Raw genomic sequence first — 22,045 nt, 5'->3', positions numbered from 1 at the left:
AACGAAGGACCCGTGCCATGACCCAACGCTTCGCTTCCTTTCACCGTGCCTGGAGAATCGCTCGCGCGGCGCTGTGGCTGGTCAGCATGGCGATGGCACCGGCCGCGTATGGCCAGTCGGTTCCGCAATGCACGATGTCAACCACGCCCGCCACCATCTCGTTCAGCGCCATCACCGTTGCCCGGGATGCCCCATCGGGCACCGCGTTGAGCGAGGTGGTCTCCACGACCACCACGGTGAGATGCCCATTCAACGACTTCGTGACAGGCAACAGCTTCTATCTCCAGTACCTTCCGCTCTTGTCGGTATCGTCCGTTGTCCCGGACGTCTGGCAGACCTCCCTTCCCGGAATCGGCGTACGCGTCATCAGCGTAAACTACGGCAACAAGGTCCTGTCACACATCAGTTCCGGCCAGTGGGATTCGTTCGCACCGAACGTCACCTCGCCAAACCCCACCACGAACAACTACTCGTTCACCTATCAGTTGATCAAGACCGGACAGGTGACCACGAGCGGCACGGTGAGCGTTCCGGTCATGTTCAATATGATCAGCCACAACGTACCCTATAACACCTCATCGTCGCCGCTATCACAAGTCGGCATGGGGGCTTCTCAGGTCACAGCCAGGTCCTGCACGGTCACCACGCCCAATATCGGTGTCACGCTGCCAACCGTCGTTCTGTCCATGCTGACTCCCGTGGGCGCCACGGCTGGCGAAACCGGATTCCAGATCGGCCTGACCTGCGATGCGGGGTCCACGGTCTATCTCACGCTGTCCGACGCCACCACACCTGGCAACCAGACCGACCTGCTCACGCTGACAGCCGCCTCCACCGCGCGGAACGTGCAATTGCGCATCACCCGTGCCACCGGCGAAACGATCAGTTTCGGGCCGGACTCGCCCATGGCCGGCACCGTGAACCAGATCCTGATCGGGCCATCGAGCACCACCAGCAACATTGCGCTGCGCGTGCGCTACATCTCCACCGGTACTGTGACGCCCGGCACGGTCAACGCACTGGCCACGTTCACGATGAGCTATCAATGACCGCCTGTCAGAGCACGACGCCCCGCGCCGCCTCCGGCTCCGGCGCATCACAGGGCTCGCCCAGCACGTCCATGAGTTCGCGTTCGATCCTGCGGCAGATCTGCGCCATCGGCACGTCGTTCGCATTGCCCTCGAAGGGATTCTCCGTACTCTCGCCCACCTGCTCCAGGGCCAGGTACATCCACGAGATCATCGCGCTGAAGGGAATCACCAGCCAGATCATGTGCCCATGCATGAAGCCCGACACGCTGGCGTTGAGCTTCTCGAACTCCGTCAGGATGCCGAATGGCAGCAGCAGGCAGAACGTGCGGACAAAGATCTTGTTGACGATGGCGTACTGGCGCGGATAGGGATAGTCCTTGATTCGCTCCGCCCGGCCCTGCTGGTTGAAGAAGCCCCGGATCGATCCGCCCAGCTCCATGTAGAAGCTACTGGAGATCTCGCCGGCATCGAGCAGGCGCTTGAGGGTGGCGGACTGGTTGCCCAGCAGCCGCGAGGTCTTGTGATCGGCGTTCACGATCGAGGCCAGTTCCTCCGGCTGGAGATACTTTGCGAGTGCCTTGTCGAGCGGTACTTCCCATTCCGGAATGCTGTAGTACTGCTGGTACTCCACGTTGGACACCTTGCCCGCGTTCTCCCAGATCTTCGGCACTCTGAGTTGGTAGCGCAGCGCGGTCAGCCATGCGCAGTGGCGAAGCATCAATTCGCGCCGGGCCGCCGGATGCGCAAGGAAATCCCGGCTCATGACGCCCAGGCACCGGCTGCCGTTCAGGATCTCGGTCCAGACCTGCAGCGCATCCTGCGCGCGGGTGTAGGTCTGCACATTCCGGAAACCCACGATGAACGACGTGGCCGTTCCCAGCAGCACTGCCACGGCGGTGGGGATCGACAGCCACTTCACCTCGAAAAACTGATAGAGGATGACGGGCAGCGTCCCGCAGGCCAGCGCGGCGTAGATCTTCCGCCTCGACCAGAACGTGAACTCGGGTATTGAGTACGATTTCCCCAGGTGCATGGCGCGCTCTCACGGCAGATTGACGGGCGCCAGCCAATCACGGCGCCCGGTGCGATGTGAAGGCGATCATACTGCCGTGCCCAGGGGGCAGGTCGAGACATCGATTCGTACAATTGACAAACCGCCCGCGACAGGGCGGGCGGTGTTTTGCAGCGATACAGCCGCGGTGCAGCCTTACTTCACCGATTCCGCCAGGAACCACGCGCGGCGCTGTGCTTCATCGATCCAGTTCTCCAGCAGGCTGGCGGTGGCCACGTCCGCGTGGTCGTCGCAGACAGCATGGGCGTCGAGCATGGCTTCCACCAGCTTGAGGTTGTCTGCGTGCAGTTCGCGCAGCATGTCCTTGGCCGAGACGGCTTCCTGGTCGTTATCGCGCAGCCGCTGCAGGCGAGCGATGTTGCCGATGGAGCGCAGGGTAGTGCCGCCGATCTTGCGCACGCGCTCGGCCACGTCGTCGGTCATGGCGAAGATCTGCGCCGATTGTTCGTCCAGCATCAGGTGGTAGTCCCGGAAATGCGGACCGGACATATGCCAGTGGAAGTTCTTGGTCTTCAGGTACAGCGCAAAGACATCGGCCAGCAACTGGTTCAGGTGATCGGAAATCTCGGTGACGGCCAGGCCGGCATCGGTGTCGAGGGAAGTGATGGTCATGGCGACTCCTGGGGATGCATCCACGGCTGGCGGGTGGCGATGCACCGTAAAAGTGCGCAGCCAGACGCCAGGATTTGGGGGGTGACGGTTCAACGGCCCGACGGTTCAGGGGGAGAACTCGCTGCCATGATGGCGTGGATGCGGCCACGGGCCTTGTGCAGGGCGCCCAGGGATTGCCGTTTCGCATGGCAAACAGGCCACCATACCTTTATATGATTTCCCAAGCAGTCATTCGGCATTAGTATCGGCGTCGGGCCATGCTGCTGATAGAGCGCCCTACCGTCAATCCGCCTGGACTGGGCATGTACAACTCGACCATCAACCGGCTGCTGAAAGGCACCGCCGGCTCGCTTGCGCTGGGCGTCTTCCTGATCGACGCATTCACGCCGCTGGATTTCGCCATCGCGGTGCTGTACGTGGTGGTGATCCTGCTTGTGGCGCTGACCGGTTCCATCGGCGCCACGCGCGTGGCCGCCTGGGCATCGCTGCTGCTGACGCTGACGGCCTATATCGTCTCGCCCAGCGCCGAAGATGAAGGTGGCCAACTGGCCCGCTGCATATTCGCGCTGCTGGCCATCGGCACCACCACCCTGCTGGCCCTGCGCAACCTGGCCGACATGGACCGGCGCTGCCAGGCCGAAGCCGCACTGGCGCGCAGCGAATCGTTCCTGGCGGAGGCACAGAAACTCAGCAAGACCGGCAGTATCGCCATCCGCGTGCCCGCTGGCACCATGGTCTGGTCCGACGAGGCGCACCGGATCTTCGGCTATGCGCGCGGCGGTCCGGTGCATCTTGGGCTGGTGATGGCGCGGGTCCATCCCGATGACCTGGCCGCTGCGCATCGCACTCATGCCGATATGCTCAACGGTGCGCCGCTCGTGGAGTTACAGCATCGGCTGCTGATGCCCGACGGCGCCATTCGATATGTGCATCTGGTAGCGCGCCGCAGTACGTCCGATGGCGACAACCACGAGTATGTGGGCGCCCTGATGGACGTCACCGACGCCACGCTGACGCAACAGGCGCTGCATCGCACCATGGACGAACTGGCCCATGTGGCGCGCGTGACCACGCTCGGACAACTTGCGGCGTCCATCGCACACGAGGTGACGCAGCCCATCGCGGCCATCGTCACCTGCGGCGAGTCGGCGCAGCGCTGGCTGCAGCGCACGCCGCCCGATATCGAGGAAACGCGCGACTCCATCGACCAGATCATTCGCGATGCCACGCGAGCCAGCGACATCATTCGCCAGATCCGCTCGATGGCGCAGAAGGCCGAGCCCAAGTACATCGATATCGCCGTGGACCACCTGCTGGCAGACACCGTGGAACTGGTGCGCCGCGAAATGCAGGATCACCAGATCGCGGCCGTCACCGAACTCGACGCCGGCACCGCGCACATTCTTGGCGACTGGACGCAGTTGCAGCAGGTACTGGTGAACCTGATGATCAATGCGATCCAGGCGATGTCCGAGACCGCTGGCCGGCGCCGCCTGACCGTGGCCAGCCGCGAGATTCCGGGCAATGCGGTGCTGCTGATCATCAGCGACACCGGCCCCGGCATTCCGGCGCAGGCCATGGGCCAGCTATTCAATGCGTTCTATACGACCAAGCCGGACGGCATGGGCATGGGCCTGTCGATCTGCCGCAATATCGTGGAGTCCCACGGTGGCAGCATCGAGGCCGAATCGCCACCCGAAGGCGGCGCGAAGATGATCGTCCGGCTGCCGCTGAGGACAGCCGCCGTAGAGGCCGTGGAGGCAGCGGCCTGAACGCAACCTGAACCGGGCGCGGTTCCATCACACGCCCGCCCAGGCCACCGTCGCAAACGCCATGCCGGCACTCGCCGCGCAGATGCAGAGCCAGGCCAGCAGCGGCCCGACCTGCGCATACGACACACCCGAAGATGGCATGGTGGTCTCTCCGATGGGGGCGCGAGCGGCAATCATGCCGGTGCGCCGCCCGGAGGGGCCGAAACGCCTGTCAGGTCACGGCCCACGAGAATGAAGCGCCCCTCGTCGGCAGGCGACACCTGGTAACGCGCACCGTCGGTGAACGGATCGCGCTGGCGGTCGATGTTGTAGACGGGATGGCCCTTCTTCTGCACGGGCGGCTGTGCGGCGTCGGCCATACCCGACGCCAGCGCGCTGACAGCGGCCAGACCGCATGCCACGACGATGGGAACGATGTGCTTTGCAACCATGTTCGGCTCCTTCTAAGCTTCGAATGCGCAGGCACACCGTCTGGTGTCCCGCCCTGGGCCTGCACCGCAAGCCCGCCATCGAATGGTAGGCAGCCGTGCCGCGAAGCGCATCTGTACACCGGGGTCGTGCGGTAGCCAATTTGTTGCGGCGTCCTATCCTTTGGTCTGATGACCGGATACGGCGCCGTGCGAACCGGCAATCGGTCGGTATGCAAGGAAGGGTGCCGCCTCCTCAGCCACTACGCTGCGGTCACGACATCATCCGAACAGGCAGGAGCACGCGTCATGGCACAACGGTCCAAACCCCGAATCGAACCCTATACCCACGCGGCAGCGGGCTGGGGGGCGCTGAAGTACGTCGCCATCAACCTGCTCAAGGAGCGTGTGGCGGGCCGTGACTACCGCATGCTGTTCCGGCAGAACCAGCCCGATGGCTTCGACTGCCCTGGCTGCGCATGGCCAGACCGCGAACACGCCTCCACGTTCGAGTTCTGCGAGAACGGCGTCAAGGCCGTGGCGGCAGAATCCACCAGCAAGCGCGTGACGCCGGCGTTCCTCGCGCAGAACACGGTAGCATCGCTGATGGCGCAGACCGATTACGAGCTGGAGCAACACGGCCGCCTCACCGATCCCGTCATCTACGATCCACTTTCCGACACCTACCAGGCTATTTCCTGGAACGATGCATTCGCGACGATCGGCGCGCGGCTGCGTGCGTTGCGCGATCCCAATCAGGCTGCGTTCTATACCTCGGGGCGCGCCAGCAACGAGGCCGCGTTCCTCTACCAGCTGTTCGCGCGCATGGTGGGCACCAACAATTTTCCCGACTGCTCGAACATGTGTCACGAGGCCACCAGCCGGGGCATGCCGCTGACGGTTGGCGTGGGCAAGGGCACCGTGACGCTCGACGACTTCGAGCATTGCGACACCATCCTGCTGTTCGGCCAGAACCCCGCCACCAACCACCCGCGCATGCTGGGCGAGTTGCGCGATTGCGCCAAGCGGGGCGCCACGCTGGTGTCGATCAATCCGCTGCGCGAGCGCGGACTGGAGCGCTTCACGAGTCCGCAGAGTCCGATGGAAATGCTGACAAATGGAAGCACCGAGATCTGCTCGGTCTTCGTGCGTCCCACGCTGGGCGGCGATTTCGCATTGATCCGTGGTGTGGCCAAGCACGTGCTGGAACTCGACGACGATGCCGTAGCCGCCAGCCAGCCGCGCGTGCTCGACACAGAATTCATCGCCACGCATACGCGCGGCTTCGACGCCTTCGCCGCCGACCTGCGCGCCGAACCCTGGGACGTCATCGAACGCGAATCCGGCGTGCCGCGTGCGGAGATCGAAGGGCTCGCCGCCATCTATGCACGCGGCAAGCGCGTGATCTGCACCTGGGGCATGGGTCTCACCCAGCACAAGCACTCGGTGCAGACCATCCAGCTGCTGTCCAACCTGATGATGATGCGCGGCAACATCGGACGTCCTGGCGCGGGCCTGTGCCCGGTACGTGGACACTCCAATGTGCAGGGCAATCGCACGGTTGGCATCGAAGAACAGCCCACGCCCGCGTTTCTGGACAAGCTCGGCGCAGCCTTTCATTTCGATCCGCCGCGCGAGCATGGTCACGACGTGGTGGATACCATCGACGCCATGCTGCGTGGCGAGGTGAACGTGTTCATCGCGCTCGGCGGCAACTTTGCCGCTGCCACGCCGGACACGCCGCGCACGTGGGAAGCCCTGCGTGCCTGCGACCTCACCGTGCATATCGCCACCAAGCTCAACCGCAGCCACCTGATCCATGGCCGCACGGCGCTGATTCTGCCCACGCTGGGCCGCACGGAGATCGATCGCCAGAACGGTGTGCCGCAGGGCGTGACCGTCGAGGATTCGGTGTCGCAGGTGCATCTGTCGTACGGCATGAACACGCCGGCCTCGGAGAACCTGATGTCCGAGACCGCCATCGTGGCCGGGCTGGCGCACGCCGCACTGGGCAGCGCCACCGTGGACTGGCGCTGGTACGCGGCGGACTACGCGCGGATTCGCGACAAGATCGCCGAGGTCATCGACGGCTTTGAAGACTTCAACGCGCGCGTGGCGCATCCGGGTGGCTTCCACCTGCACGTGCCGGCGCGCGAGCGTGAATGGCATACGCACTCAGGCAAGGCCGAGTTCCTGATCAACCCGCTGATTCCCGATACCCCCATCGCCCGCGCCCGCGCGCTGCACGGCGAGCGCATGATGGTGCTGATGACCACGCGCTCGCACGACCAGTACAACACCACGATCTATGCGCTCGACGATCGTTACCGAGGCGTGTTCGGCCAGCGGCGCGTGGTCTTCATGCATCGCGCCGACATCGAAATGCTGGGCTTTGCCGATGGCGACTGGGTGGACATGCACACCGTCTGGCACGACGGCATCGAGCGGCGCGCCGATGGCTTCCGCATCGTGGCCTATGACATTCCGCGCGGCTGCATCGCCGGTTACTACCCCGAGACCAATCCGCTGGTGCCGCTCGATAGCGTGGCCGATCTCTGCAACACGCCCACGTCGAAATCGATCCCCGTGCTGCTGGAGCGCTCCGCGATGCAGCGGCCATTGGACGACTGATCCTTGACGCCGACAAGCATTCACTGAAACGCTTGAAGAGTGACATCTGGACGGCAGTCCAGTCGCAGTGCTGCCGCAGTGTTGCTTTTCCGCGCAGGGTGGCAATCACCCTTTACCCTGTTCCAAGGCCGCTTTTTGCGGCCTTTTTTACGTCTGCACGGCGCGTGCCTGCCGCCAGATGGCGCGCCCTCGCCAAGTGACGCGACCTGTCACCCGGTCCGCAAAATTTGTCACCGCGTGCGCCAAATCATGACAATTGACATCTATAAATCGCCCTGTCGATAATCGCCCCCGGCTGAAGAAGCCGACGACATGCAGGTCATCGCCACGGCGAGAAGTACTCCGAAACCGAATGGTTCGCGAACAGGGAACGAAGGGTCAATAACATGAAGAAACCTCACGCGTATTGCCGTGTGCCGGCGCTATTGCTGGCCACGTTGTTGACAGTCACCGCCTGCGGCGGCGGTGGCGATGGCGGAAGCGGCACGCCCCCGCCTACGTCTTCCACCCCGACCGAGGCATGGACTCCGCTGTTCGCGGCCGACACGCCGATGATGGAGCAGATCCAGTATCGCGAAGCCGATGGCACGCTCGTGACGCTGATGGGATCGCGCCCCACCGAGCGCCACGCCCGCGAGCGCGGCGAGGCATGGACCGCCCCCGATGCGGGGCCCGGCCGCTACCTGACGTTCCCCACGTTCTACTTCCAGAACCGCACGTTCGGGATCGAGATCCGCGACGGCGTGCCAGCGGGCCGCCAGAAGATCGAGATGTACCTGCGCGTGAACCAGGGCATCTTCGACGGCACCACATTCAGCCTGTTCCGCAACGTGCTGGACCCCAACGTGCGCGACTACGGCTGGGCCATGAATACCGGCTTCAACAACGCCAAGGAAGGCGGCCTGCCGATCTGCCGCGAAGGACAGCCGAAGGAAGACTGCATGATCGTCTTCGATTCGAACTGGCGCACCGATCCGCACAGCCCGCTCAAGATCGGCGACCCCATCGAACTGGCACCGGCGCCGCGCCTGAAACGCGATCCGGTGGTGGATGGTGGTGGCAGCCGCTACTACTCGTTCGAACAGCTCTACGTGGTGGGTGTGGGCATGCGCCCGTGGTACGGCATCGCCCCGAACCTGGATTCCGCGCCGCTGCCTGACGACACGCTGCTTGGCGGCACGGCCAGCATCTCGTACAACTACTCCGAGGAGCCGATGCGCGTGTTCCAGCAGATGTCGAACAATATCGGCATCGCCAATACGCAGCGCTTTGTGGAGGGCCGCCGCCTGTTCCACACCTCGTTTGCCGATGGCACGCACTCGGAGCACGACAAGGACAATCCGGTCTTCACCGCGCACATCGGCCAGCTTGGCGCACGCTACAACCAGCCGCGCTGTATCGAGTGCCACACCAACAACGGCCGCAGCAAGCCGCTGTCGCTGACGGCCAAGCTCGACACGATGTCGATTCTGACCGCCAATGCCGAAGGCGGCCCCGATGCGACGTACGGCAACAACGTGCAGCAGCACGCGCAAAGTGCCACGGCACCGGCGTATGACGTGACGGCGAACTCGTTCGAAACCACGGTGCGCACGCTGCCCGATGGCGAGAAGGTGGAACTGGTCAAGCCGGTCTTCACGTTCAAGGGACCCGTGCCCGCACGCTTCTCGGCACGGCAGGCGCCGCAGGTCATCGGCATGGGCCTGCTGGAAGCGCTGCCTGAAGCCACCATCCTGGCGCAAGCCGATCCGAACGATGCGAATGGCGACGGCATCAAGGGCGTGCCCAACCTGATCGTCGATCCGGAGACGGGCAAGACGCACGTGGGCCGCTTCGGCTGGAAGGCATCGAAGGCCAGCATTCGCCAGCAGGTAGCCGACGCGCTGATCAAGGACATGGGGGTCACCTCGCCGATGTTCCCGAGCCCCGGCTGCCAGCGTGGCGCATCGGATTGCCGTGGCTCCACCGTCGCGCCCTCGGTCACCGAGAACGAACTGCAGCGCATGACGCACTACCTCTCGCTGATTGGCGTGCCGGCCCAGCGCAAGCTGCGGAGCGGCTTCCCCGATGGCGTACGCGTCTCGCCCGAGCATGACGTGAACCCCGCGCAGATCGCGCGCGGCAGCGACCTCTTCGCGCAAATCCGCTGCGTGGCCTGCCACACGCCGACCATGAAAACGGGCAACAACCATCCGTTTGCGGAACTGCGCGAGCAGACCATCCATCCGTACAGCGACCTGCTGCTGCACGACATGGGTCCGGGCCTGGCCGACACCCTGGCCGAAAGCCGCGCCTATCCGCAGCAATGGCGTACCGCGCCGCTGTGGGGCATCGGCTCGCTGCGCTTCATCCAGGGTGACGAAACCAGCGTCCGCCTGCTGCACGACGGCCGCGCCCGCAACTACACCGAAGCGGTGCTCTGGCACGGCGGTGAAGCGACTGATGCCCGCACGCGTTATGAGGCTCTGCCGAAGGCGGATCGGGATGCGATTGGGGCGTTCTTGAATTCGCTGTAACCAACTCTCTCTCTTCCAGTTTTTGCTCCCCTCTCCCGCACAGCGGGAGAGGGGTTGGGGGAGAGGGCCAGCGGTTCAATTCGCGACACCGTAGCAATTTGATACCCCCACCCTCTCCCCTACCCCTCTCCCGCCCTGCGGGAGAGGGGAAATAAATGGAAGCGGGAGAGGGGAGCAAACCCAGCGGGAAATGAAAATATCCGGAAGAAACGACAATGCTCATCCCATCCACTCGCTTCCTCGCCACGTTATGCCTCACCTTCGCCCTCGCCGCCTGCGGTGGCGGTGAAAGCGGTCCCATCTCCGGCGGCTCCGGCAACACGCCCACCGGCAACAATGGCAACAACGGCACCAACACCAACCCCGTAACCACACCGCCCGTTGCCACCCCCGGCGTCACCAAGAGCGCAAAGCGCGGCATTGCCTACGACCTTGCCAGCAAGGCCGATTTCGTGGCGTTGGCGCCGGGTATCTCGTGGTGGTACAACTGGGCATCGCGGCCCAATGCATCGGCGCCTGCCGATGCCGACACGGCCTACGCCATGGACTTCATGCCCATGCTGTGGAACGACAACTTCGATGCCACGGCCGTGGAGACCTGGCTGCTCGCGCATCCGAAGGTCAAGTACGTGCTGCTGCTCAACGAGCCGAACCTGACCGATCAGGCCAACCTCACGCCTGCTGCCGCAGCCGCCGCATGGCCGCGTTACGAAAGCATCGCCGCGCGTACCGGTGTAAAGCTCGTGGGCCCGACCATCACATGGGGCACGATGCCCGGCTATGCCGACCCCGTAGTGTGGCTCGATGCGTTCTACACCGCGTATCGTGCGGCCAATGCCAATCGCGATCCGCGTATCGACTATCTCGCCTTCCATTGGTACGACTACGGGCTGGGCGGTCAACTGGACCGGCTGGCGAAGTATGGCAAACCGTTCTGGGTGACCGAGTTCGCCAACTGGCACAGCAACAACGATGGTGCGCAGATCGATACCGTGGAGAAGCAGAAGCGCCAGATGCAGGAGATGGTGGCCATCTGCGAGCAGCGTACGGACGTGTTCCGCTATGCATGGTTCACGGGACGCTGGAACAATGACACCCATTACACGAGCCTGCTCGCCGCCGATGGCGAACTGACGGAACTGGGCAAGTACTACCTGACGCTACCGTTCTAAAAAATATGGCCCGCCAGTGCATTGCACGGCGGGCCATTGACTTTGTGCCGCGTCTTTACAGTGCTGCGGGCTGTTTCACAGCAGGCGCGGAAGCAGGCGTCTTGTCGGCGGCCTTCGCTTTCACTGCAGGCGCACTCGCCGCGCCGCCGTTGTACGCAAAGTAGCGCGCCTTGGCGCCCTTCCCCCAATACGCCACGGTGAACTGGCGGCCTTCCTTGGCGTGGAGCATTTCGATGCTGCCGTTGGTGGCCAGCCATTCGGCGTAGCCGTTCTCGGCATGCGCATCGGTCTTGCGTTTGACCTCGTAGCGCTTATCCAGCTTGTTGCGCGTGTCCTCGAACGCCGTGCGCTCGAAAGTCAGCGTAACCAGCGCCACAGTGTCCTGGGCGTCGCAATTGACGATGACCCGCGTCAGCCCCGGCAGGTTGAACCGGTCCAGGCTGCGGATCTCGATGGCATCGCCACCGGCCCAGGCGGCCTTGCCCGCCCGCACATGGTTCGGACCCTGCGTGATGCGGGCGCAGCGCGTCTTGCCCAGTTCCAGGCCCAGCGGCGCGGCGATGTTGCCTGTCGCCTGTGCCGCCGTCTCGATGGTCGTTTGCGCGTGTGCCGCCGATGCCAGCAGCAGGGCTGCGGCGAGGACTACTGCCTTCATTCGGACATTCTCCAGAGATATCCGGAGATTCTACGGCTTTCCGGCCTGCCAACTTTAGGCCAGGGCGATACCGCCATCCACGCGCAGGTTCACACCCGTGATGAAACTGCCCTCGCTGCCCGCCAGCAGCAACGCTGCGTTAGCGACTTCCTCGGCCCGTCCCATGCGGCCAAGCGGGATGGCACCGGCCATCATCGCCTCGAAAGCCGGGCGCTCCGTGGCCGCCACGCCCAGCTTGGCGAGAATCGGCGTATCGACGGGGCCGGGGCTGATCACATTGACGCGAATGCCGCGCGTCTTGAACTCCAGTGCCCAGCTTCGCGCAAATGCCTCGATGGCGGCCTTGCTACCCGCATAGACCGCGTGGCCGTCGAGCGCCTTGCCGCTGGCAATGGAGCTCACCAGCAGGATGGCGCCATCGCGCCGCATCAACGGCCCGATCTTCTGCACACCAAAGAACACGGCACGCGTGTTGGTGGCGAACTGGATGTCGTATTCCTCCACGCCGACCTGATCGGAGGGGGTGATCGTGTTCATGCCCGCATTGGCCACATAGATGTCTGCCCCGCCGAACTCCGCCGCCACGAGCGCGGCCACGCGGTCGTGCGTGCCGAGGTCGGCAATATCGCCCGTCACGCCAATGGCCTGCGCGCCCAACTGCTGCACGGCAGCCTCTACGGCATCGGCACGACGCCCCACGATCACCACGCTGGCCCCTTCCTGCACAAACCGGCTGGCCATGGCAAAACCGATACCGCTATTGCCGCCTGTGACAACCGCTACCTTGCCTTCAAGTTGTTTCATGATCCGTGACTCCAATGTTGATGGTTCCGGCATGGAATCTATGGGCAGCGGACAGTCTCGGGGAGACCTACAATGGACGCTTCACTTGTGCCAATCTGTCATCAATGTCGATGGAACGCCTGCACGGACTCGCCGCCTTCGTACGCGCGGTGGAGGCCGGCTCCTTTACCGCCGCAGCCAAGCTGCTCGGCACCACACCTTCCGCGGTGTCTAAAAGCATCTCGCGCCTCGAAGCCCGTTTCGGGGTTCGGCTCTTCCAGCGATCCACACGTGCCTTCCTGCTCACAGCGGAGGGACGCGCCTACTACGACCGTGTCGCTCCACTCGTACGTGGACTGGAGGAAGCCAGCGAAGTGCTGGCGACATCGAACGCCGCGTCAGGCAGGTTGCGCGTCAGCATGCCCGGCGACCTCGGCCGTGCGCTGCTCGGGGCCATCACGCAGAAGCTGCTGCCGAGGCATCCGCGTCTTTCCCTCGACATCAGTCTCGGAGACCAGCACGTCGATCTCGTACGCGAAGGATTCGACCTGGCGTTGCGCGCCGGCCATGCCGCCGACAGCACGCTTCACGCGAAGCCGCTGGGGCAGATGCCGCTGGTGCTCGTGGCCTCGCCCGGCTATCTCGACCGGCATGGCGAACCGGCATCCATCGCGGACCTCGCGCAACACCACCATGTCCGCTACCGTCTGCGCGGCGACGTGATACCGCTCGATTTCGTCGATGGTCCGTGGCCGCCATCGCAGGGTGTGTTCGACGCGGACAACGGCGACGCGCTCAAGACCGCTGCGCTGCAGGGTCTCGGCATCGCCCAGTTACTGAAAACGACCGTGCAATCGGACCTTGATGCGGGCCAACTCCGCATCGTGCTGCCTCGGGTGGCGTTGCGCCCCGTGCCACTGCAGGTGCTGCATGGCTTTGGGCGTCGCCTGCCTGCGCGGGCAAAGGTATTCGTGGACTTCCTCGCGGCCGAGTTGAAAGACCAGTCCGTGAGTTAGGGCTGCCAGATTTCCCGCAACGCCTCGCGCACGGCCAGGATCACCGGTTCGTTCTCGCGCTCCTCCGGGTACACGAACGCGACGTTGGTCTGCGCGCGATGCTCGTCCACGAACACGATCTCTCCTGCGGCCAGCGCATCCTGCGCCAGATCTTCGCGCAGCAGTCCGATGCCGATGCCGGCCACCACCAGTTCGCGAATCAGCAGTTCGTGGTCGGCCAGCACGGTCTCCATGGGCACGATGCCCGCCTTGGCGAGTATCTCGGCCATCAGCTCCTGATGGGCACTGCGTGGCGTCATGCGCAACCACGGCAGGCTGGCCAGTTGCGCGGGCGAAGCCGATGCCACCCTATCCGCCCATGCCGCAGGCGCCACGAGCCGGAACGTCAATGACTGCAGCACCTGCATGCCGCAGCCGCTGGGCGCGGATCGCGCGAGCATGATCGCAGCGTCGATCTCGGAGCCCTGCAACGCCGTCACCAGCCACGGCGTGCGCCCCATCTGCAGGTCGATCCGCAAGGCCGGACATTCCCGCACCAGCACCGCCAGCAGTTGCCCCACGCGCAGCAATGCCGGATCGACCAGCACCACGCCAATGCGCAGGTTGCCTTCGATATGGCCCTGCAGCGCCTTGGCCGCATGCATGAAATCGCCATAGGCTTCGAGCGCCTTCTCGGCGCGCGCCAGCAACTCCTGTCCTGCCTGTGTGAGCGTTACCGAGGATTTCGTGCGGGCGAACAGTTGCAGCCCCAGCGACTCCTCCAACTGGCGCAACTGTCCACTGACGGCTGGCTGGGTCACGTGCAGCGCCTCGGCCGCGCGGGTGACGTTGCCGAACCGTGCAACGGTGACGAAGGTGCGAATCTGGCGGATATCCATACGCTGCGGGGGGCTTAGCAAAGCTTATGGGCGTCATCAGCAGATGTGATTTCCGCCCCGTTGGTGCGGCCATTATTCTGCAAAACGTCCCGGCGCCACAAGTCAGCCCTCTGCAGTGGCAGGTCAGCGCGGCGCCGCAGGGCCACGACAACAGACAGGAGACAGGCATGACCCCCAGCATTGCCATCGATGAAAACCACGACGCCACCATCCTTCCGGACGACAGCCTCTGCAAGCTGAGCGCCACCGAGGCCTTGCGGCTGCTCAGGCGGCGCGAAGTGTCCCCGCTCGATCTCGTGGACGCCGCCATCGCCCGCATCGAAGCCGTGGACCCCGTGGTCAACGCACTGCCGATCCGCAACTTCGAGGCGGCGCGCGCAGCGGCACGGCACTTTCCGAAGGCCGACCCTGCCGTGTCCGAAGCACCCGGATGGCTCGCGGGCCTGCCCATCGCCGTGAAGGACTACAACGACCTGGCCGGCACACCCACCACCTATGGCTCGCCGATCTTCGCCAACAACGTGGCGACCCACTCCGACCTGACCGTCGCCAATCTGGAGCAGCGCGGCGCCATCCCGCTCGCCAAGTCGAACGTGCCCGAGTTCGCCGGTGCCAACACCTTCAACACGGTGTTCGGTGCCACGCGCAACCCGTGGAATACGCAATGCTCCGCAGGCGGTTCGTCGGGCGGATCGGCAGCGGCGCTGGCCGCGGGGATGGTGTGGCTCGCCACCGGCAATGACCTGGGCGGCAGCCTGCGCATTCCCGCCAGCTTCTGCGGCATCGTCGGCATGCGCCCGAGCGTGGGTCGCGTGCCGCGCCCTGCATCGGTGATGCCCTACGACCCGCTCTGGGTGGAAGGACCGATGGCACGCAGCGTGGCCGATGTGGCACTGATGCTCGACGCGCAGGCGCATTTCGATATGCGCGATCCGCTGTCGTGGCCCGCGCCTGCCGTGCCATTCACCCAGGCCATCGCCGCACCACGTGCCCCGGCACGCGTAGCGTTCTCCACCAATCTCGGCATCGGCAAGGTCGAAGCCGAAGTGGCAGCGATTTGCCGCCAGGCCACGCTGCGCTTTGCGGATGTGGGCGCCGAGGTCGAGGCCGCGCATCCCGATTTCAGCGGCGCGTTCGAAGCGTTTCAGACCTTGCGTGCCAACCTCGTAGCCGCCGTGCGCGGCCCGCTGCTCACCGAGCACCGTGCACGCATCTGTGACGAGATCATCTGGAACATTGAAAAAGGCCTGCAGCAGACCGGTGCGGATGTGGCGCGCGCCGAGCGCCTGCGCGGCGAACTGTTCCAGCGCGTGGCCGCGTTCTTCGGCGAATACGATGTGCTCGCCTGCCCGACGGTGGCCGTCGCACCGTTCCCCGTGGCGCAGCGCTTCCCGACCGAGATCGACGGCGAGCCGCTGACTTCCTACATCGACTGGATGTATCTCACGTTCGTGCTGACGCTGTCGGGTTGCCCGACGATCTCGGTGCCGGTCGGCCTCACCTCGGATCGCCGTCCCGTGGGCCTGCAATTGGTCGGTCGTCCGCGCGGCGATTTCGACCTGCTCGCGGCGGCGCATCTGCTGGAGCAAATGTGCGGCATGGGCACGCAGGTGCCGCGTGCGCCGCAAGTGAAGCAGGCATAGGCAACGGGAGATGCGGTCATGTCGATACACAATGAAATTACCGCCGGCACCGCCGTGCGGAGCATCGCTGCGGACGCCGATGCGCCAGCCCTTGAACGCCTGGCACTGCGCGTCACCGCGTGGTGCGAGAAGTGGTATCCCGATGCCTATGTCTTCGTCGCGCTGACGGTACTCGCCGTGGCCATCGGCGCGATGTCGATCGGTGCCTCGCCGGGCGCGGTGTCGGTAGCCTTCGGCAACGGCTTCTGGAGCCTGATCCCGTTCACGATGCAGATGGCCATGGTGGCGATCACCGGCTACGTGATTGCCAGTTCGCCGCCGATGGCGCGGCTGGTGGAGCGTGCCGCGCGCATTCCGCGCAATGGCCGCTCGGCCGTGGCCTACGTGGCGTTCGTCAGTGTGGTGGCATCGCTGTTGCACTGGGCCATCAGCTTGATCTTTGCCGGGCTGCTGGCCAAGGCGCTGGCACGCCGCACCGAACTGCGCATGGACTATCGCGCAGCCGGCGCCGCGGCGTACCTCGGCATCGGCGCCACGTGGGCGATGGGACTCAGTTCGTCCGCCGCGCAGTTGCAGGCCAACCCCGCCAGCCTGCCGGCGAGCCTGCTGAAGATCACCGGCGTCATCCCATTCAGCCAGACCATCTTTCTCTGGCAGAGCCTGGTGGTGACCGCCGTGCTACTCGTGCTGTCCACGCTGATCGCCTACTGGACCGCGCCATCCCCCACACGTGCCCGGACCGCTGCCGACCTCGGTGTCGACATCGAGCCGCCCATCCACGCGGCGCCAGTCTGCGCACGGCCCGGCGAACGGCTCGAACACAGCCCGCTGCTGACGCTGGTGATCGTGGCGCTCGGGGCCGGATGGGTATGGCACGAGTTGTCGGGCAAGCCGTTGCTGGTGGCGATCTCTGGACTCAACACCTACAACCTGATCTTCCTGCTGATCGGCATGTTGCTGCACTGGCGTCCGCGCAGTTTCCTCGATGCGGTGGCGCGAGCGGTGCCGGCCACCACGGGCGTGCTGATCCAGTTCCCGCTCTACGGTGCCATCGCCAGCATGCTGACCATGGCGCAAGGCACGGACGGGGCCTCGCTGTCGCATCACCTGTCCACGCTGTTCGTCAGCATCTCGTCAGGCGAGACCTTCCCGCTGATGATGGGCATCTACTCGGCGGTGCTGGGCTTCTTCGTGCCGTCGGGCGGTGGCAAGTGGATCATCGAGGCGCCCTACGTGATGCAGGCGGCCAATGACCTGCAAGTGCATCTGGGCTGGGCCGTGCAGATCTACAACGCCGCCGAGGCGCTGCCCAACCTGATCAATCCGTTCTGGATGCTGCCGCTGCTGGGCATCCTGGGGTTGAAGGCGCGCGACCTGGTGGGATTTACGTTCGCGCAGTTTCTGACCCATACGCCCGTGGTACTGATCCTGCTCTGGCTGCTGGCGCGGACACTGCCCTACGTGCCACCCGTGCTGCCGTAACATCGGTGCCCGCCCGGGTCGACCCCGAGGCGGGCACTGCGCAGTGCTGCCAGGCAGGTTCCGCGTAAAGCCATTACCATAGGCGCTTTCGCACTCTTCCTGCATACGGAACCTCACGTCATGGCCGATCTGTCCGCTTTCCCGATCACCCGCAAATGGCCGGCGCAGCATCCCGAGCGCCTGCAGCTGTATTCGCTGAATACACCCAATGGCATCAAGGTCTCGCTGATGCTCGAAGAGACCGGCCTGCCCTACGAGCCGCAACTGGTGCGTTTCGACCGCGACGACCAGAACTCGCCGGAATTCCTGTCGCTGAATCCGAACAACAAGATCCCCGCCATCATCGACCCCGATGGCCCCGGCGGCAAACCGCTGGCGCTGTGGGAATCCGGCGCCATCCTCGTGTATCTGGCCGAGAAAACCGGCAAGTTCATTCCCGCCGATCCGGCGCTGCGCTATGAAACGCTGCAGTGGGTCATGTTCCAGATGGGCGGCATCGGGCCGATGTTCGGACAGGTGGGCTTTTTCCACAAGTTCGCCGGCAAGGACTACGAGGACAAGCGTCCGCGCGACCGCTACGTGGCCGAATCGAAGCGCCTGCTCAAGGTGCTGAATGAACGCCTCAAGGGCCGCCAGTGGATCATGGGCGACGACTACACCATTGCCGATATCGCCACGTTCCCATGGGTGCGCAACCTGCTGGGCTTCTACGAAGCCGGCGACCTCGTCGGCATCCAGGACCTGCCCGAAGTCTCCCGCGTGCTGGACGTATTCAATGCGCGCCCCACCGTGCAGCGCGCAGTCAATATCCCGAAGCGACCCGAGTAAACACGGGGGCTTGTGCCCCCGCTTCCTTGGGGTTCTCCCGCACCGCAGCGAGCGGGGCAATGCGTATATGATCTGCGGATAACAGGCCGCCGCCTTCGAACATCGAGCGGCCATATCCAAGGAGACGACATCCATGCCCCGCCGCCAGCCCTTCGCGCTGCTCGCCGCATCCCTTTTCAGCTTCCTCGCCATCGCAGCCGCACCCATCCAGGCGGCAGACGCGTATCCGTCCAAGCCGGTCCGCTGGATCGTGCCCTACCCCGCCGGCGGCGGATCTGACTTCCTTGCGCGCACCATTGGACAGGGGTTGTCCACGCGCATCAGCCAGCCTGTAGTGGTCGATAACAAGCCGGGGGGCAATACCGCCATTGGCGCTTCGGAAACCGCACGCGCCGCAGCAGACGGTTACACCGTGCTGTCCGCCGATAACGGGACGCTCGTCTTCAATCCTGCGCTCTACAAGACGCTCTCGTACAACCCGACGAAAGATCTGGCGCCCGTAACGCTGCTGGGCCGATTCCCGATGATCCTCGTTGTCGGTCCCGGCACGCAGGCCAAGACCGCCCAGGAGTTCATCGCGCAGGTCAAGGCCACCCCCGGTGGCGTGAACTATGGATCAGCCGGTGCAGGTAGTCCGCATCATCTGGCGATGGAATTGCTCAAGGTGGAAGCGCACCTGAACATGACGCACGCGCCGTATCGCGGTGCCGCGCCCGCACTCTCCGATGTGGCGGCGGGCCAGATCCCGGCCATGATGGTCGATTTCGCAGCGGGCGCAGGCTTCATCAAGGGGGCCAAGGTACGACCGCTGGCCGTGGCCAATGCCACGCGCCTGCCGCAGTTGCCTGACGTTCCCACCTTTGCCGAACTCGGCTACAAGAACGTGGAGGCGGCCGCACTGGTCGGCATGGTGGTGCCCGCTGCGACGCCGCCCGAAGTCATCAACACGCTGAACCGTCAGGTGGTGGCATCGATCAAGGACCCGGCCATCAACAAGAAGCTGGTGGACTTCGGCGTGGAGCCCGTGGGCAACACCCCGGCACAGTTCAGCGAACTGCTGCGCGGTGAAACCGTACGCTGGACGCGCCTGATCCAGGAGCTGAAGATCTCGCTCGATTGATGATGGAAGTTGGAGTACCGCGCATGAACTCGTCCACCAGCCAGTCCACACACTCTGGTTGCCCCATCGACCACACCGCGTTGCGCGCGCCGAATGGCTGCCCCATCAGCCATGACGCGGCAGCCTTCGATCCGTTCACCGATGGCTATCAGCAGGACCCGCCCGACTATGTGCGTTGGTCGCGCGAACAGGAGCCCGTGTTCTACAGCCCGAAGCTGGGCTACTGGGTGGTGACGCGCTACGACGACATCAAGGCGATCTTTCGCGACAACATCACGTTCAGCCCCGCCATCGCGCTGGAGAAGATCACGCCCACCGGCGACGCGGCCAATGCCGTGCTGGCCTCGTACGGGTATGCGATGAACCGCACGCTCGTCAACGAGGACGAGCCCGCGCACATGCCGCGCCGCCGCGCGTTGATGGAGCCGTTCACGCCCGCCGAACTTGCGCATCACGAGCCGATGGTGCGGCAACTCACGCGCGAGTATGTGGACCGCTTCATCGACGATGGCCGCGCCGATCTGGTCGACCAGATGCTGTGGGAAGTGCCGTTGACCGTGGCGCTGCATTTTCTCGGCGTACCCGAGGAAGACATGGATCTGCTGCGGCAGTATTCCATTGCGCATACGGTCAATACGTGGGGCCGACCCAAGCCCGAGGAACAGGTAGCCGTGGCGCATGCCGTGGGCAACTTCTGGCAACTGGCCGGGCGCATTCTCGACAAGATGCGGCAAGACCCGTCGGGTCCGGGATGGATGCAGTACGGCATCCGGCGCCAGCACGAACAACCCGACGTGGTCACCGATTCGTATCTGCACTCGATGATGATGGCGGGCATCGTGGCCGCGCACGAGACCACGGCCAATGCATCGGCCAATGCGATCAAGCTGTTGCTGCAGCATCCCGATGTCTGGCGCGAGATCTGCGAAGACCCGGCGCTGATTCCCAATGCCGTGGAGGAATGCCTGCGGCACAACGGCTCGGTGGCTGCATGGCGCCGCGTTGTGACGCGCGATACCGATGTGGGCGGCATCCGGCTTGCAGCGGGTAGCAAGCTGCTGATCGTCACCTCGTCGGCCAATCATGACGAGCGGCACTTCGCCGATGCGGATCTGCTCGACATCCATCGCGACAATGCCAGCGATCAGTTGACCTTCGGTTACGGCGCGCACCAGTGCATGGGCAAGAACCTCGCTCGCATGGAGATGCAGGTCTTCCTGGAGGAACTGACGGCGCGGCTGCCTCATTTGCGGCTGGCCGAGCAGCAGTTCACCTACGTACCCAACACCTCTTTCCGGGGTCCCGAACATCTGTGGGTCGAATGGGACCCGGCGCGGAATCCCGAGCGGACGAATCCTGCGGTGCTTGCACCGCGCGATGCGGTGCGCATTGGTGAGCCCACGGGTGGCAGCGTGGGCCGCACGCTCGTCGTGGAATCGGTCACGCCCGCCGCCATCGACGTGGTGAAGCTGCGCCTGGTCTCGCAGGATGGCAGACCCCTGCCCCGCTGGGCGCCCGGTGCGCATATCGATGTCGAGTGCGGCCACACCGGGATTTCACGGCAGTATTCGCTGTGCGGCGACCCAGCGGACTCCGCAGCATTCGAAGTGGCGGTGCTGCGCGAACCCGAAAGCCGTGGCGGCTCGGCATGGATACATGCGAACCTGCGCGCGGGGGATCGCATCAAGGTGCGCGGGCCGCGCAATCATTTCCGGCTTGATGAAGGATGCCGCAAGGCGATCTTCATTGCCGGCGGTATCGGGGTGACACCTGTCAGTGCGATGGCAAGACGCGCACAGGCGCTCGGCATCGACTATACGTTCCACTACTGCGGACGCTCACGCGCGGCCATGGCGATGCTCGACGAACTGGTGGCGTTGCATGGGGATCGTCTGCAGCTTCATGTCGGCGATGAAAACGGCCGCGCGAATTTCGCGCAGATTCTCGGGCAGCCCGACCATGTGACGCAGATCTACGCATGCGGTCCGGCACGCATGGTCGATGCACTCGAAGGCTATTGCGCAACGTGGCCCGAAGACGCACTGCGCGTGGAGCATTTCAGCTCGACGCTGGGCACGCTCGATCCATCGAAGGAGCAGGCGTTCACGGTGGAGCTCAAGGATTCGGGATTGACGCTGGAAGTGCCTGCAGACCAGACGCTGCTGACGGCCTTACGCTGCGCCAACATCGACGTGCAAAGCGACTGCGAGGAAGGACTATGCGGATCGTGCGAGGTGCAGGTGCTGGCCGGTGACATCGATCATCGGGATGTGGTGCTGACAAGGGCCGAGCGCGAGGGGAATCGACGGATGATGTCTTGTTGTTCCAGGGCGGTGGGGGGTGGGAGGATTGTGTTGGGGTTGTGAGGCGCCACGTTCTCGCTCGGTTTTCTCCCCTCTCCCGCTTTGCGGGAGAGGGGCGGGGGAG

General features: G+C 64.5%; 17 protein-coding genes. 11 read left to right on the top strand and 6 right to left on the bottom strand.

Going from position 1 to position 22,045, the window contains the following annotated elements:
* The first annotated feature begins 17 nt into the window (after positions 1-17).
* Positions 18-1,049: a fimbrial protein gene (locus GA566_RS17400; protein WP_137924827.1), complete on the top strand. Its 1,032-nt coding sequence runs from the start codon at positions 18-20 to the stop codon at positions 1,047-1,049.
* Positions 1,050-1,056: 7 nt separating this feature from the next.
* Here GA566_RS17400 and GA566_RS17395 read toward each other — a convergent pair whose 3' ends face one another.
* Both GA566_RS17395 and GA566_RS17390 read right to left on the bottom strand, forming a co-directional pair.
* Positions 1,057-2,064 (bottom strand): bestrophin family protein, encoded by a 1,008-nt coding sequence (locus GA566_RS17395; protein WP_137924826.1) that lies wholly within the window; start codon positions 2,062-2,064, stop codon positions 1,057-1,059.
* Between the two features lie 174 nt (positions 2,065-2,238).
* Positions 2,239-2,715, bottom strand: a complete 477-nt coding sequence (locus GA566_RS17390) for a Dps family protein (RefSeq protein ID WP_137924825.1) — start codon at positions 2,713-2,715, stop codon at positions 2,239-2,241.
* 257 nt (positions 2,716-2,972) lie between these two features.
* Between GA566_RS17390 and GA566_RS17385 the strand changes: the two genes are divergently transcribed.
* Entirely contained in the window at positions 2,973-4,487 is a 1,515-nt protein-coding gene (locus GA566_RS17385; protein ID WP_237380446.1) for a sensor histidine kinase, read from the top strand.
* 173 nt (positions 4,488-4,660) lie between these two features.
* Here the strand turns inward: GA566_RS17385 and GA566_RS17380 are convergent, their stop codons facing one another.
* Positions 4,661-4,918 (bottom strand): hypothetical protein, encoded by a 258-nt coding sequence (locus GA566_RS17380; protein WP_137924824.1) that lies wholly within the window; start codon positions 4,916-4,918, stop codon positions 4,661-4,663.
* Positions 4,919-5,203: 285 nt separating this feature from the next.
* Between GA566_RS17380 and GA566_RS17375 the strand changes: the two genes are divergently transcribed.
* From GA566_RS17375 to GA566_RS17365, 3 genes are all read left to right on the top strand, one after another.
* Complete coding sequence (locus GA566_RS17375) at positions 5,204-7,525, top strand: FdhF/YdeP family oxidoreductase (RefSeq protein WP_160473500.1); 2,322 nt, start codon at positions 5,204-5,206, stop codon at positions 7,523-7,525.
* A 386-nt stretch (positions 7,526-7,911) separates the two neighbouring features.
* Positions 7,912-10,041 (top strand): di-heme oxidoredictase family protein, encoded by a 2,130-nt coding sequence (locus GA566_RS17370; RefSeq protein ID WP_137924822.1) that lies wholly within the window; start codon positions 7,912-7,914, stop codon positions 10,039-10,041.
* A 215-nt stretch (positions 10,042-10,256) separates the two neighbouring features.
* Positions 10,257-11,213 (top strand): glycosyl hydrolase, encoded by a 957-nt coding sequence (locus GA566_RS17365; protein WP_160473499.1) that lies wholly within the window; start codon positions 10,257-10,259, stop codon positions 11,211-11,213.
* 55 nt (positions 11,214-11,268) lie between these two features.
* On the opposite strand, the gene GA566_RS17360 is transcribed toward GA566_RS17365, so the two are convergent.
* Together GA566_RS17360 and GA566_RS17355 are read right to left on the bottom strand one after the other, a co-directional pair.
* Positions 11,269-11,868, bottom strand: a complete 600-nt coding sequence (locus GA566_RS17360) for a hypothetical protein (protein WP_160473498.1) — start codon at positions 11,866-11,868, stop codon at positions 11,269-11,271.
* A 54-nt stretch (positions 11,869-11,922) separates the two neighbouring features.
* Positions 11,923-12,672, bottom strand: coding sequence for an SDR family NAD(P)-dependent oxidoreductase (locus GA566_RS17355; protein ID WP_160473497.1), 750 nt, complete (start codon positions 12,670-12,672; stop codon positions 11,923-11,925).
* Between the two features lie 110 nt (positions 12,673-12,782).
* Here GA566_RS17355 and GA566_RS17350 point away from each other — a divergent pair, with 110 nt between their 5' ends.
* Positions 12,783-13,667 carry a LysR family transcriptional regulator gene (locus GA566_RS17350; protein ID WP_346811230.1) on the top strand — a complete coding sequence of 295 codons (885 nt, stop codon included), beginning with the start codon at positions 12,783-12,785 and terminating at the stop codon, positions 13,665-13,667.
* On the opposite strand, the gene GA566_RS17345 is transcribed toward GA566_RS17350, so the two are convergent.
* Positions 13,664-14,545 (bottom strand): LysR family transcriptional regulator, encoded by an 882-nt coding sequence (locus GA566_RS17345; RefSeq protein ID WP_160473496.1) that lies wholly within the window; start codon positions 14,543-14,545, stop codon positions 13,664-13,666. The two genes, GA566_RS17350 and GA566_RS17345, sit on opposite strands and share 4 nt — an antisense overlap.
* Before the next feature lie 167 nt (positions 14,546-14,712).
* Between GA566_RS17345 and GA566_RS17340 the strand changes: the two genes are divergently transcribed.
* The 5 genes from GA566_RS17340 (at position 14,713) to GA566_RS17320 (ending at position 21,984) form a co-directional block, all read left to right on the top strand.
* Positions 14,713-16,188, top strand: a complete 1,476-nt coding sequence (locus tag GA566_RS17340; RefSeq protein ID WP_237380444.1) for an amidase — start codon at positions 14,713-14,715, stop codon at positions 16,186-16,188.
* Positions 16,189-16,206: 18 nt separating this feature from the next.
* On the top strand, positions 16,207-17,670 hold the full coding sequence (locus GA566_RS17335; RefSeq protein ID WP_160473495.1) for a short-chain fatty acid transporter: 1,464 nt from the start codon (positions 16,207-16,209) through the stop codon (positions 17,668-17,670).
* A gap of 120 nt (positions 17,671-17,790) precedes the next feature.
* Positions 17,791-18,498, top strand: a complete 708-nt coding sequence (locus GA566_RS17330) for a glutathione S-transferase N-terminal domain-containing protein (RefSeq protein WP_137924815.1) — start codon at positions 17,791-17,793, stop codon at positions 18,496-18,498.
* Between the two features lie 133 nt (positions 18,499-18,631).
* On the top strand, positions 18,632-19,618 hold the full coding sequence (locus GA566_RS17325; RefSeq protein ID WP_160473494.1) for a tripartite tricarboxylate transporter substrate binding protein: 987 nt from the start codon (positions 18,632-18,634) through the stop codon (positions 19,616-19,618).
* 23 nt (positions 19,619-19,641) lie between these two features.
* The gene (locus GA566_RS17320) at positions 19,642-21,984 is read left to right on the top strand and encodes a cytochrome P450/oxidoreductase (protein ID WP_160473493.1); all 2,343 of its coding nucleotides are present in this window, start codon (positions 19,642-19,644) and stop codon (positions 21,982-21,984) included.
* The last annotated feature ends 61 nt before the right edge of the window (positions 21,985-22,045 follow it).

The organism is Cupriavidus sp. SW-Y-13 (assembly GCF_009793345.1).
Taxonomy (GTDB): domain Bacteria; phylum Pseudomonadota; class Gammaproteobacteria; order Burkholderiales; family Burkholderiaceae; genus Cupriavidus.
This window is presented reverse-complemented; position numbering and strand designations above follow the sequence as displayed.